At 60.8% G+C, this 14,995-nt stretch carries 11 protein-coding genes; 4 read left to right on the top strand and 7 right to left on the bottom strand.

Features of this window, described 5'->3' with window-relative positions:
• The first annotated feature begins 187 nt into the window (after nucleotides 1–187).
• Together ACVIGB_RS05560 and ACVIGB_RS05555 are read left to right on the top strand one after the other, a co-directional pair.
• Entirely contained in the window at nucleotides 188–1,378 is a 1,191-nt protein-coding gene (locus tag ACVIGB_RS05560; protein WP_456717726.1) for a Fic family protein, read from the top strand.
• Nucleotides 1,379–1,598: 220 nt separating this feature from the next.
• Nucleotides 1,599–2,126: a hypothetical protein gene (locus tag ACVIGB_RS05555; RefSeq protein ID WP_456717727.1), complete on the top strand. Its 528-nt coding sequence runs from the start codon at nucleotides 1,599–1,601 to the stop codon at nucleotides 2,124–2,126.
• A gap of 858 nt (nucleotides 2,127–2,984) precedes the next feature.
• Here the strand turns inward: ACVIGB_RS05555 and ACVIGB_RS05550 are convergent.
• The 5 genes from ACVIGB_RS05550 to ACVIGB_RS05530 all read right to left on the bottom strand — a co-directional run bounded on the left by ACVIGB_RS05550 (nucleotide 2,985) and on the right by ACVIGB_RS05530 (nucleotide 8,850).
• Entirely contained in the window at nucleotides 2,985–3,701 is a 717-nt protein-coding gene (locus ACVIGB_RS05550; protein ID WP_456717728.1) for a hypothetical protein, read from the bottom strand.
• A 13-nt stretch (nucleotides 3,702–3,714) separates the two neighbouring features.
• A complete protein-coding gene (locus ACVIGB_RS05545) occupies nucleotides 3,715–5,940 on the bottom strand; it encodes a helicase C-terminal domain-containing protein (RefSeq protein WP_456717729.1) in 2,226 nt (741 codons plus the stop codon).
• A 43-nt stretch (nucleotides 5,941–5,983) separates the two neighbouring features.
• A complete protein-coding gene (locus tag ACVIGB_RS05540) occupies nucleotides 5,984–6,928 on the bottom strand; it encodes a hypothetical protein (protein ID WP_456717730.1) in 945 nt (314 codons plus the stop codon).
• A 292-nt stretch (nucleotides 6,929–7,220) separates the two neighbouring features.
• Nucleotides 7,221–8,069: a hypothetical protein gene (locus ACVIGB_RS05535; protein ID WP_456717731.1), complete on the bottom strand. Its 849-nt coding sequence runs from the start codon at nucleotides 8,067–8,069 to the stop codon at nucleotides 7,221–7,223.
• Nucleotides 8,050–8,850, bottom strand: a complete 801-nt coding sequence (locus ACVIGB_RS05530) for a type I-E CRISPR-associated protein Cas6/Cse3/CasE (protein ID WP_456717732.1) — start codon at nucleotides 8,848–8,850, stop codon at nucleotides 8,050–8,052. Before ACVIGB_RS05530 ends, ACVIGB_RS05535 begins: the two co-directional genes overlap by 20 nt.
• Before the next feature lie 163 nt (nucleotides 8,851–9,013).
• On the opposite strand from ACVIGB_RS05530, the gene ACVIGB_RS05525 reads away from it, so the two are divergent.
• The gene (locus tag ACVIGB_RS05525) at nucleotides 9,014–10,246 is read left to right on the top strand and encodes a hypothetical protein (protein WP_456717733.1); all 1,233 of its coding nucleotides are present in this window, start codon (nucleotides 9,014–9,016) and stop codon (nucleotides 10,244–10,246) included.
• 407 nt (nucleotides 10,247–10,653) lie between these two features.
• On the opposite strand, the gene ACVIGB_RS05520 is transcribed toward ACVIGB_RS05525, so the two are convergent.
• Nucleotides 10,654–10,836, bottom strand: a complete 183-nt coding sequence (locus tag ACVIGB_RS05520) for a hypothetical protein (protein WP_456717734.1) — start codon at nucleotides 10,834–10,836, stop codon at nucleotides 10,654–10,656.
• Nucleotides 10,837–10,926: 90 nt separating this feature from the next.
• Complete coding sequence (locus ACVIGB_RS05515; RefSeq protein WP_456717735.1) at nucleotides 10,927–11,445, bottom strand: hypothetical protein; 519 nt, start codon at nucleotides 11,443–11,445, stop codon at nucleotides 10,927–10,929.
• Nucleotides 11,446–12,030: 585 nt separating this feature from the next.
• Between ACVIGB_RS05515 and ACVIGB_RS05510 the strand changes: the two genes are divergently transcribed.
• Complete coding sequence (locus tag ACVIGB_RS05510) at nucleotides 12,031–14,916, top strand: beta strand repeat-containing protein (protein WP_456717736.1); 2,886 nt, start codon at nucleotides 12,031–12,033, stop codon at nucleotides 14,914–14,916.
• The last annotated feature ends 79 nt before the right edge of the window (nucleotides 14,917–14,995 follow it).

Below are 14,995 nucleotides of genomic sequence, written 5' to 3'. Positions count from 1 at the left end.
TTTGTCATGCCCGAGCATGGATACATCCGGCTACTGCAAGAGCAGCGTGGAGAAAACCACCAGCTTTCAAGCGTTGAGGCAAAGATATCGGCATTTCAAGGTACGAACTAGGATCTAGCTAAGGCGAAAATATACATATAAATCAATTCATTATAGAACTTATAGACTCACGGAAAAGATCGGCAAAATGGTTGGCGAAAACATGGAGCCGATGCTTTCGGAGCTTGACGCCGGGCTCGGCGATCAGATCCTGGAGTTGGCTCAGAAATCCAGCTCCTACAGCGGCAGCCTCAATCCGGCCTTGAAGACATCCGTTGGCAACCTGATCCGGGCTGTCGACAGTCATTTCTCGAACGCGATTGAGGGGCACGTCGTCCCGCTCGTCGACATCGTGCGGGCGCTCGAGGACGACCACTCGTTTGAGCCAGGGCTGAGCGACCTTCAGATCGAAGCGAGGGCGCACGTCGAAGTTCAGCAAATGATCGATCGCGGAGCATTGCCTTTCCCCGCAGCTTCGGTCGAAGGCATCAGGTGGATTCATCGTGAGTTCTCTCGTCGCCTCCCGAAAAGCGCTCGGGAGTTCGAGTTCCCCGCTACGAAGTCGCTGGTTCGCATGGAGCCGGGCGAACTCAGAACGCTTCACGTGAAGGTTGGCAGGCACGTCGCGCCAGAGCCGGCGGTGGCGCCGATGTTGCTTGCTCGGTTCGAGGAGGCTTACGCGTCGCCCATGCTGAGCAAAACGCAACGGATCCTGGCTGTCGCAGCTAGCCATCATCGCCTGACATGGATCCACCCATTCATTGACGGAAACGGCCGTGTCGCTCGCCTTCTGTCTCACGCGATGCTTCGAGAGCTAGGCGTCGGATCCGAATTGTGGTCCGTTTCCCGCGGACTCTTCCACAATGTCGGTCGCTACAGGAGTTTGTTACAAGCCGCAGACCAGCCGCGGCGCGGCGATCTCGACGGACGCGGCGCATTGACTGAAACTGGACTCGCCGAATTCTGCCGTTTCTTCCTGGGGGCCTGCATCGAGCAGGTCGACTTCATGCGATCTTTGCTTGAGCCGGCAGCGTTTATGAACCGCGTCGAGCTCTGGACGGAGCAAGAGGTCCACGCCAAACGATTGCCCAAAGGATCGTGGCGCCTGTTACGAGAAGCAATCCTGGCCGGAGAATATCCGCGATCCCGGGCGACGGATTTAACGGGATATCAGGACAGGCAGGCCCGGACTGTGATCTCGCAGCTCATCGCTCGCGGATGCCTGGTCTCCAGCACTCCGAAGGGAGCCATCAGGCTAGGCTTCCCTGCTGCAATCATCGAGCGGTGGCTTCCAGGGCTCTGCCAGCTCGCTACCGGTGAAAACCCACTACAGCGGTGATATGACCGCAGGAGCTTCGGCTGCAACATCGAAATCTAGGATCGGCACAAGCGTGGGCGACAGCGCCAGACAGCACGCTGCGCACGGAAAGACTGCCACTTGGCGGTCAACTTGGCACGCCGGCTTCATTCGACGAAATCTGGCACCGCACGGTTGGAAGGCCAGCACCGGACAATTGGACCTCACCGCGGCGGATCACAAGCAAACCTCAAGGTGACGAGTGAACAGCGAACCAACTTCCGACATGCTTCTCGAAATTCGCACCGTCCGACAGCAATTCCGTCTGGCCGCCGGCTGCGGTGGTCAGTGCGGTGACGTCGCCGAGTATATTTGCAGTCGTTGGGGGTGGGCGAATGTCGGTGGCGTCTACCTCGCCCCGTCTCTGGAGCCGATTGGCGATCACGTATGGAACGTGTTGCCGGACGGCTCTATCCTGGATGCGACGGCCGATCAATTTTCGGAAGGCCACGACGTTCGCTTTTTGCTGAAGGACAGTCCGGATTTTCGTCGGTACCGACCCGAGTGGACGATCGACTACAACCCCGATCTCGCCGACGCCTATCCCGAACTCGCGGGAGTGACCTGGTCGCAAGAGTATGATTTTGACGTCTCGCGGAGGATTCGTGCCCAGCGCGGGGAGGGGTGGTGGCTCCCTGACCCGTCTGACTATCGCCATTGGGATCCTGTCGCGGGCTGCTATGCAGAGCCAGCGTCATCCACGCCGGCGACGTCCGCTACTCAGCCTTGAGCCGCCGCCAATCGGAGTCAGGACTGCATATCCAGAAACCGGTACGCATCGGTCGCCATCTCGATCGGAAGGCTGCCCCAGTCGGCGCGAGATGGTGATCCCGCCGGCCATCCCAGCTCAAAACGCGCGGCTCGCCTGCTTGAAGATCAGCATTGGATCGGGAATCTCCACCGCCCAGCAAGCGGAAAACAGATCGACCGCCTGCTGAGGTGAACCAGCAGCTACCCACATGTCGACATTCTCTGTCTCGTCATCGCCAATGACGTCTTGCTAGGGCAACAGCTCGAATGCGCCATACGGGCGCTGAGGGAGCGAGCTCAAACTGCGGCTTACCCCCGAACGAGTGGAGAGAACCAAAAGATGGTGCGGATTGGCGAACCCGAACCGAGGGTTTACCCACGCGGGGGCGTGGACAGCTCGACAATAACGAACGGTTTACCCACGCACGCGTGGGGCAGACTCAGAAGCCATTGCGCACGGTTGCGGAAGTTGGTTTACCCACGCGCGCGTGGGACACACTGCGATCGGTATTTCGCGAGCGTCTCAAAATACGGTTCACCCACGCGCGCGTGGGACACACTCGACCCATTTCGCCTTCGGCTTCCGGACCGGCGGTTTACCCACGCGCGCGTGGGACACACCTTCCGAGCGACGCGCTGGTGCGTGCCGTCTGGGGTCTACCCACGCGCGCGTGGGACACACTCACCGAAACGCAGCAGCTGCGTGCAGTCCAGGGTTTACCCACGCACGCGTGGGACAGACTCTTCCCTCAGGGGCCACGGCGAGACCTTCCCCCAAAACACCGGAAAATCTACATATGAACCAGCTAACCCGCGCCTGGCGCGAACAACCAGACCGCTAATACACAAATGCCTCCCGGACTTCTTCTTCTGTCATGATCAGATTTCGCAACGAAGGAGCCGCGATGTCCACGGTGCCGTCGAGCATGGCGTAGGGAGGTTCAACACGACCCTTCACCACGATGTCACTTTGGAGCCCCAACGCTTCGAGCATACCAACCGGTAAATTGCGGGACGCCTTACCGCCGATTGCAAGCCCACAGAGCTTCGGGTCAGCTTCGGACGGCAAAGCAGAAAATTCCGCCACCTCGCCCCATCCAGTCGCGTACTGCTTACCGATACAGGTAACATAGGACAAAAGGTCTTCGATCTCGGCGGCATCGCCGAGCGCTTGCCAGACAACCTGGCGGACATTTCCGAGAACCCGTTCCTTCCGCATTTCGCTCCGATAGGGCGACATCGGACCAATTACACGGTCTTCCTTTTTCGCGTTCTCGGGAAGCCGAATGTAGGGACCGTCGCGCTTCATATCGAGACGCTTGGTGCGGGTCACGACATCTTCGAGAATGCCGCCGATGCCCTCGGCGACAAGAACGCCGGCCGATGCCGCATAGACCTCTCCGCAACGAGACAGCGCAGTGAAAGGGGCCCCTCGCGCACCCATGCCGTCGCGTTTCTCGCGGGCGGCAAGCAGAAGACCGTCGAGATGGATGGGGTCGCGCAGGACCAGCGGTCCGGCCATCTCAGCGACCACCACTAAAGGTCGATACTTCATCTGAATTGCCCTTTCAGCCACGCCGCTTCGATTTCTCGGCCACCTGATCGATCAGCAGCACTTCGCAGGCGCCAAGCGCCTGCCGGAAACGAGCCGGAACGCATTCATGCAGGCCGCGATTGCGCGAGTGAAGAGAGCTCAAGCCAAGGCGCATCTCGGCCTGGGGCGGAAGCGGAAACCGCGGATCGGCGACCCAGACCGTCGCCTTGTCATTGCGCCGGCGAGTAACACGCCCGAAGGCCTGCTTCAGCTTGCCCATCATGCGGACTCGATTATCCGAATAGCGGTAGCCTTCCGATTCCAGGTAATCCTCCTTGGTCGCGCCGCCTTCATCCTCCGGCGGCGCATAAGGCAGTCGGCAGATGACCTCATGATCAATCTGCCCAGGCAGATCCAGGCCCTGGAAGGCTCCCGGTGTGATCAGGATGGCATCCTTAGTACGCTCGTAAGCATAGATCGCCTTGCGTAGCGACATCCGCTGGGTTCGAACGATAAGCCTTTCGGTCACGCCAGCATCTTCCAACGCTTCTGCAAGCAGGCCGGCGTCCCTGAAATTCGTAGTGAGAACGAGGACCTTGCAACGGCCGTCCTGGTTAGGCCGACCCGCAGCCTCTGTGATCATCCTCGCCTGAAAACGAATTGCAGGATCGACCACTTCCGTCGTCCTCGGAACTGGGGCGCGAGGATCGGCAAGCACGAAATCAAGAGAAGCATGCTGTCGGGGTGCGAATGAGGTGCTACCAGCGACGTCAAACCGCGCAAAGTCATTGATTCCGAGACCGATGTCGTTGGCAAGTTGCCGCCACCGGCGCGGGCCACGCGAACCAGGTTCCGACAACGTCGCAGACGTGACGACTACACCATCCGCCAGCGGGCGATTCCCGTTCGACTTCGTTCCGTTCCACAGACGATTGAGCAGTCTGCCGGCAAACTTGGCATCGACCGTCAAGCTCGGCTCAGTCCGGATCGGACTGAAGGTAATAAAGGGGCGGCCGTTGGCGGTCCGGGGGTCATTGACAGCTTCAATGAAGGCGTCGGCATCGTCAGCGCGAGCGGCGAGTACCTCCACCAGAGGACGCAACTCGACGATGCCTGCATCATAGACGATCTCGCTGAGTTCGCCGGCGCCCCGGGCTGCGGCTACGATCGTAGGCAACCATTTCTCCTGGCCGGTAACCGCAAGCCGAGAGGAGCTGGCGCGACTGGCCCGGATTTCCTCCGACAGGCGCTCCGCCAGCAGGGTCAGCTGCCCGAACGTCTTCGCGTGATAGGCAATAGCCTCATTGAGGTCCTTGGCAGACTCGCGCGGCAACAAATCGCGGTAGTCCGCCGTCGCCTTACGGACGGTGATCAAGGTGCGTTCCAGCGAACGCATGGCGAGTTTGGTGCTGAGAACCGTACGCGCGGCGTCCTCGACCCGATCAGCCTCGTCAATCACGGCGACGGCGAAAGGATCCCCGTGACCACCAAGGAGGCGACCGCCGAGCTTCATGTCCAAAATCGTAGCGGCGTGAGAACACAGCACGACGTCGGCATTCAAGACCGCACCATCGTAGACCAGCTTGATCAGAAGGTCATCCGGCTCACTCGGATCGACACACCAGAGATCGGCATCCTCCTTCGGCAGTTCGACCGCCAGTGCCGGAAATTCCTCTTCCCAGGTGGAAACCAGCCCGCGACCGTCGTCGACGATGGCACGCCAATCATTTACCTCCCGGACGAACTCCTTTTCGGCAAGGGTCCACTGCGCAAGCGACTCCAGGGCTAGCGCGGCAGGCGTCGCCTGATGGCCGTTCTCGACCCGGATCGCAGCTGCGAGACGCGCCGCACGCACCGGGCTCGCGAACTCTCGATAGGAATGACGCATTGCGACCGTCCTGCGCCGTTGCCCGGTGAAGGCTGCTACTGCCTCGGCAGTCGTGGGGCCGTCACCAAACGCGATCTGACGCTTGAGGAAGTTCGTAAATGTCGAGATCAGAACGCGACGATTCGTCAGCGTCGCGTGGATCAGGGCGGGGCCCGCATACCCCATCGACTTGCCAACGCCAGGCTCCGCCTCCAGGAAACGAACCATTCCGGGAGCGCCAACGCAGACCTCCCGAACGGCTTGAGCGTATCGATGCTGAAGATCAGAATAAGCGTAATGATTGCCCGCAAAGCGCCGGAGCGGTCCCCCATCGGCGAAATAATCGGCGAGGGGATCGCTTTGCAGCGACTTCCATTCGGTCAGGGTTACCATTGTGAGTCCTACGAAAGAAACAGGATGCAGGCGCGAAGAAGGCTCAGACGGCGTAGCCGAAATCGACCTTCGGGTCCGTGCGCAGCGCTTCGAACGCGGCCTGCGCCTTGGAGATGACCTCATGTTCGGGGAGAACGAAGTTGGTCTCGCTCAATTTGACTTCGCCGGCGGTGATCCACGTCGGGCGGACAATCCCGTCGCTCAAGCGAAGGCGCAGCTGCCATTCCGCTTTGAATTCGCCAAAGCCGCGACCGGTATGACCGCCAATACGCGGCCGATCGGACAGCAATTCCAAAGTCTTCAGGAAGAAGCCGAATTCCTGCAGCGTAAGCCGATTACCGCGGAGCTTCTGCTGGAGTTCAGCGCCCGGCAGGATCCCGTTCTTCGCATCGAGCGGACGCGAGATGGTCTCGTCGACGATCTCTCCGGCTTTGGTGTCCTTGACCTCCTTCTTCATGGTCTCGATACGCGAAGTGAGGGAGGCAATCTGTGCGAGTACTGCTTCGGTCTTCTCCTGGCGACGAAGCTTCTTCAGTTCGTCCTCAAGCCCCTTGACATCCTTCTTCTTCGCCGACATCTGCGAGTTGACGTGGGCATAGGAAAGCCAACCCTGCTGATCCTCTTCGGAGAATTGCGCCAGCAGGGCGGGATCGCGCTGCAGCTTGTCGGCCCGCGCACCCCCCGGAACCTGACCGGCAGCCCTCTCGTCATTTGCGAGGGCGTGGCCGAATTCAACGTTCCCGCCGATCCAGTAGGGTTCCGCCATGCCGAACAGTGCGCTGATCGGATTGCGACGGCGTGTCGCCTGGATCAGAAGAATATCGTCCGGGCTCTGCTTGCCACTCCCTTTCACGCCGCCGATGTCGAGCCTGTAGAACGCCTTCGGGTCGAACGGCATGGCAGTGCTCATGGTGCGCTCGCGCAGGATCGCGATAGCAAGTAGCACGCTATGCGCGCGGACGTTCCCCTTGAACGTCTCGCCCTTCACGGCAGGTATGAACACCGGACCTCCGGCCGTCATGCGCGGAATGCGGATGACACCCTGTTCGGATCGACCCTGGACGTCGGCACTCGAAACGTGGATCGTGCTGACGGCCGTGATTACGCCTTCCATGATGAAGTCGACATAGGTGTCGACGGGTTGAGCGGAGGCGAGGTCTTTTGCGGTATCGACTGCGATATTCATGGTCTGGAATTCCTTTGGTTTCGAGCTTGCGTCTCAGTCAGACGAAGCTGTTGACTTGAAGATCTGTTGCTGGATTGATGCTCGTCTGTCCGGATCAAGCGGCCTCGGATTTGGCTTCGAGTTGAACATTGGGGCCACAGACCATCGCGACAATGTCGAAGACCGTCGAGGTCGGGGAGGGCAGGCGGTTGAAGTCCCGCATAGCCAGCCCTTTGCCGAGCAGGCAACCAAGGTCATTGTTGTTCTTCTCGATCTTCTTCGGATCAGTCTCTCGTTGAATGCGGTTACGCAGCCAGCATGCGTCACTAAAATTCTGAAAGCCCAGGTGATTGGCGATGACCATCATCTCTTCGACCTCGCTCATGTCGAAGATCTGCGGCACGTCATCGCCACAAATGATCGTCCGCGACAGCGATTCGGTCATTGCGAGCGGGATCGTGTTCTTGCGAGTCCACATAATCAGGAGGAATGGTGTCGGCGGTGGATTGGCGACAAACTCGCGCAGGAAGCGACGATAAATACCCTGTTCGACCGGAACGGCCGTCATGTCGATCGGGAGCTCCAAGACCGGAATCACGTTGGCTGCGACAAAGGTGCGGTCGGGCGCAATCAGTGCAATGCCGCCCAAGGTGGATAACTTGTTCTTCGCCGACGGCTTTTCCCTCTTCGACTTCTCGTCCCGGATCATCTTAAGTGGAACGCCGACCTTCAGCGGCTGACCTTCTGCCGGCCGAACGCGCTCCTGGCCGATCGAGCGTTGCGGGCGACACACCGCGCGCTTGGAAGAGATCACCGCATCAGTGAGTAGCTCGCCGCAGATCTCACAGGCGCCGTCCCCGCGCGTTGCCTGCCCTTCGTTCTCGAAATAGCGGCCCACCCGTTCGAAAAAGAGGCGGCGAAGCGGATCACCGCAGCGCATGTCATCAGTTGACGAGCAGGTCATCGAGAGCCTCCTTGGGCAGAAGAGCACCGAAACCAAAGGCACGCATGCGGCCGACGCCTTCGACCAGGAACCTTTCGAAGGCAATCTGGTCGACCACGCGCACCTTGATGGTGCCGGCGAACATTGGCGCCTCGAAGCTATGAACGTCGACCGGCTGATCTTTCTTCTCGCGCTTGCGCAACACTTCCATCCGCTTCGTGGAGGTGAACCGGAACACGGTCAGCGGCTCGCACCCGGTGACCGGGTCACGCAGCTTCTCCATCAGCCATCGATTGTAAGCGGAGGGCTTTCCGAAGCGGTTATGACGATGCTGGGCAACGTCGATCGTACGGCGCTTGCTGGCATCGTCCCTGACGCTCAGCAGCGGACAGGCCAACACATCGAGCCAGAGTTCCTGGCCGACCTCGACATCGAAGGGGGAGAACGCCACCGACGAATTCAGGCTATCTGCCGCCTGGCGCGGGTCCACAACGTCGTTGCTGCGCATAGCGCCAATAATGCGCATCAAGCCGTCACGTTCGAACACGCGATAGGTACGCATTTTATCCTTGAAGGACTCCCGAACCACCGATCGCGCCACATAGCCACGATCGGATGCGGTGAGGGGGTCGCTCTGCTCGGCAAACCAACGGGCTCGCTCGGATGAGAGGGTGATGCTGGCAAGAAGCATTTGTAAGGGTGAACTCCGGATCGGAACGATTTCAACTTCGTTATTGTAGAAAACACCGGAGAGGAAGATCGGAAGAGGCATGCCGGCGGGGGCCGCTCCGGAGTTTTCCACACGCGTCCCCAGGAATGGGCTGGTTCGAGGGGCTCCCGCGCCTTCAAGGATTCGTTTGGAGGGCAACAATCTCCACGTTGCCGCTCGCCGGAAAGTCGGCGAAGGTCGTAGCGTGGCTCAGGAGTAGAAGCGTGAAGACCTCAGAACAAGAGACCCGCAAGCGATGCCGGACCCAGCGTTTGTAGCCTCGCTGGCGACCAACCGCGGAAAGCTCAAGAGCGTCAGGTCGCTCGACGACTACGACAACCCGGTGTTGGAAAGGGAAGCGCTCGACGACCTGATCGCAGAAACCACACCGCTGAAGGATGCTGACTACGGTCGCCTATACACCTACATGGCTCGGCGCTTTGGATATGCTTCCATTGGCGGTGACAGCGGAAAGGACCTGAGCGGGTACTGGCTTCTCACGTCACCCGAACCGGACGTATTCGTCATGGTCTCCCCGTCGTTGAATGGCTCGGTTTTTACCTTTCACCCGATGATCCAACTCGATGGCAAAGCCGAAGCGCAACGGGAGACCCTGCCACGAAGCGAGCTCGAGCGAGTTGCGCAGGCCTATCGGGCCGTGTTGCTCGATTTGCTTCGCCCGGTCTCCGTCCGAGACAGCTGGATTAATGCCCTGGGAATCGTCGACGATGAGAGCGAACTCCTGGAGGGCGATGATGAGCAACCATTCATTGCGCCTTATGAGCCGACGTCGACGCGGGGCATCCCGAGCCAGCTGATTGCCGGCCCAAATTGGTGGCCTATGATCGCGATCATCAATCATCTCGGAGGAGGCGACATCACAGAGGGACGAGACCGACTGCTAGCTCTCGGCCGGCGGGCCATTTTCGAAGAATTCCGCCGCGAGAACCTCGATGTCCGAATGCTCGCCTCGATTGGGATTGGAGATGGCTGGGAAGACCTGTTCTTCGACGCCGAGCGCGACGTCTACCTCGACGGCAGCCTTACTCCCGATCTTGCGGAACGTCGCGCGCGCATGAAGCGCGAGATCGCCGCTCCAATCGTAGGCGACGGGGCGGCGCCGGGGACCTTGATAACCTCGGAGTTGATCGGGAAAGCCGTCCCGATCATCCGGGTGCTGAGCCCAAACTCCTATCTGCCTCAGCAGCTTCATGCGCTGCAGGTTAACCGTCAATTGGTGGCCGAGTGGAATATCATGGCGCGCATCGTCGGGAACGGCGAGTTCCCGGACGCTTGCATTCCGGAACGCCTGGACGAGACGTCTCTCAAAGCGCTTCCCGATGTGTTGGAGCGGGAAGGTGCTCTGGAACTCGCCGCTTGGGCGAAACGGCTGACCTCCGAACAGGGCGGGCTACCCATAGCCTTCGAGATCATGGCGCGTCTCCAGCGAAGCATGCGAGAGACCAAGTCCTCGGGGCCGAGCCCGTAATAGGGGCAAGCCGGTCCGGCTCAGACGTTAACAGGCCTTACTGCGGAGACCTGCGAAAGGTATCCTTGGGGTGATGCCGATGCTTGAGGCAAGCCTGCAGGTTGAACGAGACGTCGGCGTAGTTTTGCGTCGGCGCTGGTACCGAATTGTCCGCGCTCAGCTCGGCTCAGCGAGCGACCGCGATGTCGTCCAACTCAAGCAAGTATGGAATCCCGACCGCGAAGCAAGCTTCGTTTGGATCGATCGGCGCATGCGCCTCTGGCGGGTAGATCAGGACGGACAAGCTCGCGTGGATGCGCATCTAGACAAATAGAGCGGCAGGCTGATTGCTCCAGCCAGCAACAAACAGCGTCGAGCAATCGCGACCTCGCCAAACTTCGGAAAGGTCGGCTCCACGCGCCGAAGCTTCAAAAGCTGCCGCAATGCCGGCCGGCCCACCACAAGAGCCGGGCCCAGCCAACGATGAGCGCGGAAGCGATGATCTGGTGGGCGATCACCCAGGGCAGGTGCTTGCCCTTCCAGGCGCCCCGCGGGGTCGACATGGAGCCGAGGTGCGGGCCTGATCGAGCCGGAAGATCAATGCTGGACACGGACAAGAGCCTCCATTGAGGCCTTCAAGACCCAAGGATTCGATTATAGGAGGATAACGCGAGTCCTTGGGTCGAACAAGCCGAACCGGCCTAAGGTGCCTGGAACGCCCGGGGCATCATCGAGGCATGATCGGATATCGCCTGCCGCATCGGCCCATTCAGCGAGGGTCCGGAGAACTCGGGGCGGCGCCGCTTGCGCCGATCCTCGATCATCTCGACCAGATGCTCGAGCAATTCAGAACACCGGGCGGAACCGGCATTACTGGACAGCAGCGCGCTCATCCCGGTCAGTAGCATGCGCTCGGCGATGAACCGTTGAAAATCATCCTTCATGAACGAGACGTCGACGTTTCCGCCCAGGTGCTCGGCCGCCTGGCGCAGCAAGCCGTCGACCAGGCCGGTGTAGGGAGCGAGGCGCTCCTCAAACGAAGCCTCCGCCGGCGGATGGCCCGGCCCCTGCGTTCCCAGGCGGGAAGCCGCGAACACGGTGCCAATGGTGAAAGATTGAGAACCGGAGCGATAGGAGCGGGCTTCCGGGGTGGCGGCGGCCGGGCGGGCGTCCCGCGGGCGGCTCTTCCAGTGCGGATTGTATCTGCGTCGTCTGGACATTGAGCAATTCCAAATTTGCGCATTGCGCTGACCGGCGGCGAGCAATCGACGTGCGTGACGGTGCCAACGCTCCAATCAACAGGACGACGGTGCCGTCCTGCGAGCAAGCCTACACCTGGGGTCTGCAAAGGCCATGCGCTGCCGACTGGAAGCCTGCCATTGATGGGGACGCGCGGGGAAAACAACAGCGAACGGCCCAAATCCGCCCAGCTCGCGCAGCGCGCCTTGTCCCTCACGATTCCTTGATCTACGTTGCGCGATTAGTTCAAGGATTCGTTTACTACAAAGGTGATCTTCACATGCGGAGCCTGAGGCAGATAGCGGGGACCATTGCGACCCTGGTGACGCTGGGAGCCGCGGTTGCAACCGAGGCCGATCCGGCACCATTCAGCTATTTCCGCATGTCGGGCGCCTTCTCCTACATGTCCGGCGGACCCGGGGCAGATGGCAAATTCGCGATCGCGATCGATGGCCCTTCCACGGTTTTCGCAGGTAGTAGCTACACCTTCACGACCAGGGTACTGAACGCCCAAGGCCCCGTGAGCTTCGAAGTGCAATCTGGTCAGCTCCCCGCCGGGCCTGGCCTTGGACCCGGCGACCGGTGGCCTGACGGGGACGATCACCGCCCCGGGCTTTTCTCAGGCCGTCATCGCGGGCACAGACAGCGCGACCGGAGAGATTGCGACGGCGCCTCTCGCGGTGAATGCGGTCGAGACGTTCGGTTTGACTCCCGTCAACGCGCCGACCTCTGCTGCGGTGGCTTCACCATATGCGGCCTACTTCCAGCTCCAAGGCGGCACGCAGCCATACACGATCACGGGGTCGTTGCCGGCCGGGCTTATTTTCACCCCGAGTGCGACTGCGGCGAGCATTTCCGGGGTCCCTGTGGCCCGCGGCAGTTTCCCGATCGTGGTGCACGCGAGCGACGCCTCCGGACTGACGACCTCGTACGCCTATGATCTGATCGTCGGGCCCAGCAACGATCCTGCATTGGTAATCGCGCTTTCGGCTGCACCCCACGCGATGATCGGCCAACCCTATGCCGCGGGAGCCTCGATCACCGGCGGATATGCGGCCGGTGGCTACTCGATCTCTGCAGCCGGCAGTCTTCCGCCCGGGTTGACCGTCGACGCCTCGGGCAATGTTGCAGGCACCCCATCTGCGGCCGGCGAATACGGACCCATATCGGTCTCAGTCTCCGACACGCACGATAATACGGCGACATCGACGCCGTTCTCGATTTCGGTTGCCCCCACGCTGACGTTGAGCGCAACCGTTCCGCAAGGCACCACCGGTTACGTCTATCAGAGCGCTCAATTCACCGCAGCTGGCGGCGTTGGACCCTACAGTTTCACGGTCAGCGATGGAGTATTGCCGGGAGGCCTGAACCTCAATCCATCAAGCGGCGAAGTGACCGGGACACCGGCAATGGCCTGCGCATGCACGTTTACCGTGAGGGTCACCGACGTGAACGGATTCTCAGCGGAGAGCTCCCCGACGCTCAACGTCATTGACCCGATGCCGGTGTCTATCTCAGGTTCGCCTGCCGAAGTCGCCACCTACAAGCAGCAATATTCTGCCCAGTTTGCAGCGGCCGGCGGCGACGGCCAGTTCACTTTCGCGATCGCCGCCGGAGCGTTGCCATCCGGGATTGAGCTGTCGCCATCGGGGGCACTAACGGGCATTCCAACCGCGGCCGGGACGTTCACGGACATCCAGATCAAGGTCACGGACGGACACGGCGCCAGTGCAACGTCGCAGCCGGTCACCATCACGGTTTCCATCCCAGCACTGACGATCGCAACGCCGACAATTCCAAACGGCTATATCGGCACTGCGATGAATTTGACTCTCGCCGCGGCCGGCGGGTCCGGTCAGGGCTATCAGTTCACCTGGTCCGGCGCCGACAAGCTCCCGCCGGGCGTGCTCTTGAACGCGAGTTCGGGCGTATTCTCCGGACTTCCCTACGACTACTACGATCAGACGCTGACCTTCTCGGTCACCGACACGTTCGGCGCAACGGCGTCGACGTCGCCGGTGCGGGTCCACATCTTCGGTCCGCTATCGATTACGGGCATCCCGGACGCCAATGCCACGGTTGGAACGTTCTACCAGGCAAGCCAACCGCAAGCCTATGGCGGGACGGAAACGGGATACAACTATGACGTCGTGTCTGGATCTTTGCCTCCAGGACTGACGCTCGGCGCATCAGGCTTTATCTCGGGCATTCCAACGACAGCCGGAAGCTTCGACAACCTGCGAATTCGCGTCACCGACAGCCAGGGCACAACCGCGATTTCGCCGGCGTTCTCTATCCTCGTCGAAGCTTCGGGGACCCAGGTCGATCCGGTCTCGGCCGCCTTCACTTCGGTGGCTCTTCCGGTACGCGTCGGTGTCAACCAACCTTTCGCAATCACCCTCGAAGGCTCCGGCGGCTACAACACCGGCCCATATGAATTCCATCCGGACGCGACACAACCTCTGCCTACCGGCGTGACGGTCGACCAATTGTCCGGCACGATTTCGGGATCAATATCCGCACCCGGCGTTTATCCGCTGCGCGTCGTTGTGGTCGACGTCTCTCATCCGGATCAACCCAGCGGCTACAGCGATCAGGGTAACGTTGTCGTCTCGACATTTACCGTCGACACAAGCCCGAACCCTGGGTATGGCCGCATTGGCCAGCCGATGAACATGTCGGTCGTTGCCTCGGGCAGTCCGGGCCCGTTCACCTACAGCGTCGGCTCCGGTGTGCTGCCGCCCGGCCTGACTTTGAATCCGGCGACTGGCGCAATTACGGGTTCACCAACGACGCCAGGCGGATGGATGTTGACGTTCGTAGCGAGCAATTCCGCGGGGGTGACTATCGAATCCGCTCAGGTACCGCTCAGCATTTCGGTGGCTACGGATGGGGCTTGTTATGCCACTGGAGCCATCGGTCCTGGTGCCGAGGTAGGTTACGGGGTGATGGCAACGGCGTTCTCGCCCAACAATGGTGCCGTCACCGGCTATTCCATCAGCGGCGCTCCGCTCCCGGACGGCGTTTCCTGGGAGGCGTCGGTGGGCCTGCCCCTCGGTGCCCCAACCGTCGCTGGCAACAACGGACCAATGTTCGTGACGCCACAGGACAGCAATGGCGGTCAGTGCGCATCGTCTCCGGCGCTAGGCCCGTACTTTATCGAGACCGTGGACGGCCTTTCTTTCGATACAACCGGCCTTCCGTTGGCGACGATCGGTTCGAGCTATTCTGCGACCTTACTGGCCTCCGCAGGTAAGCCAGGACCAAACGGCTCGGGCTACTGGTTTACCTTGCAGATGGATCAGAAAATGCCGCCCGGTCTCACCTTGGACCAAGCGACCGGCGTCATCACGGGCGTACCCACCGCGGCGGGAACTTACGTCCTCGATCTCACGGTGACTGACGCCTGGGGATACCAGGCGATCAACGAGCTCACGATTCAGGTCGACTGATTGTGCGGAGCACGATGCCGAGCAGGTGCAATTCATCGGATTGGCTCACCAAGTGGCGGGACACCACAGGTCGGAGTAC

Source organism: Bradyrhizobium sp. USDA 4341 (genome assembly GCF_054063755.1).
The sequence above is the reverse complement of the archived record's forward strand: the minus strand, read 5'-3'. Positions and strand labels throughout refer to the sequence as shown.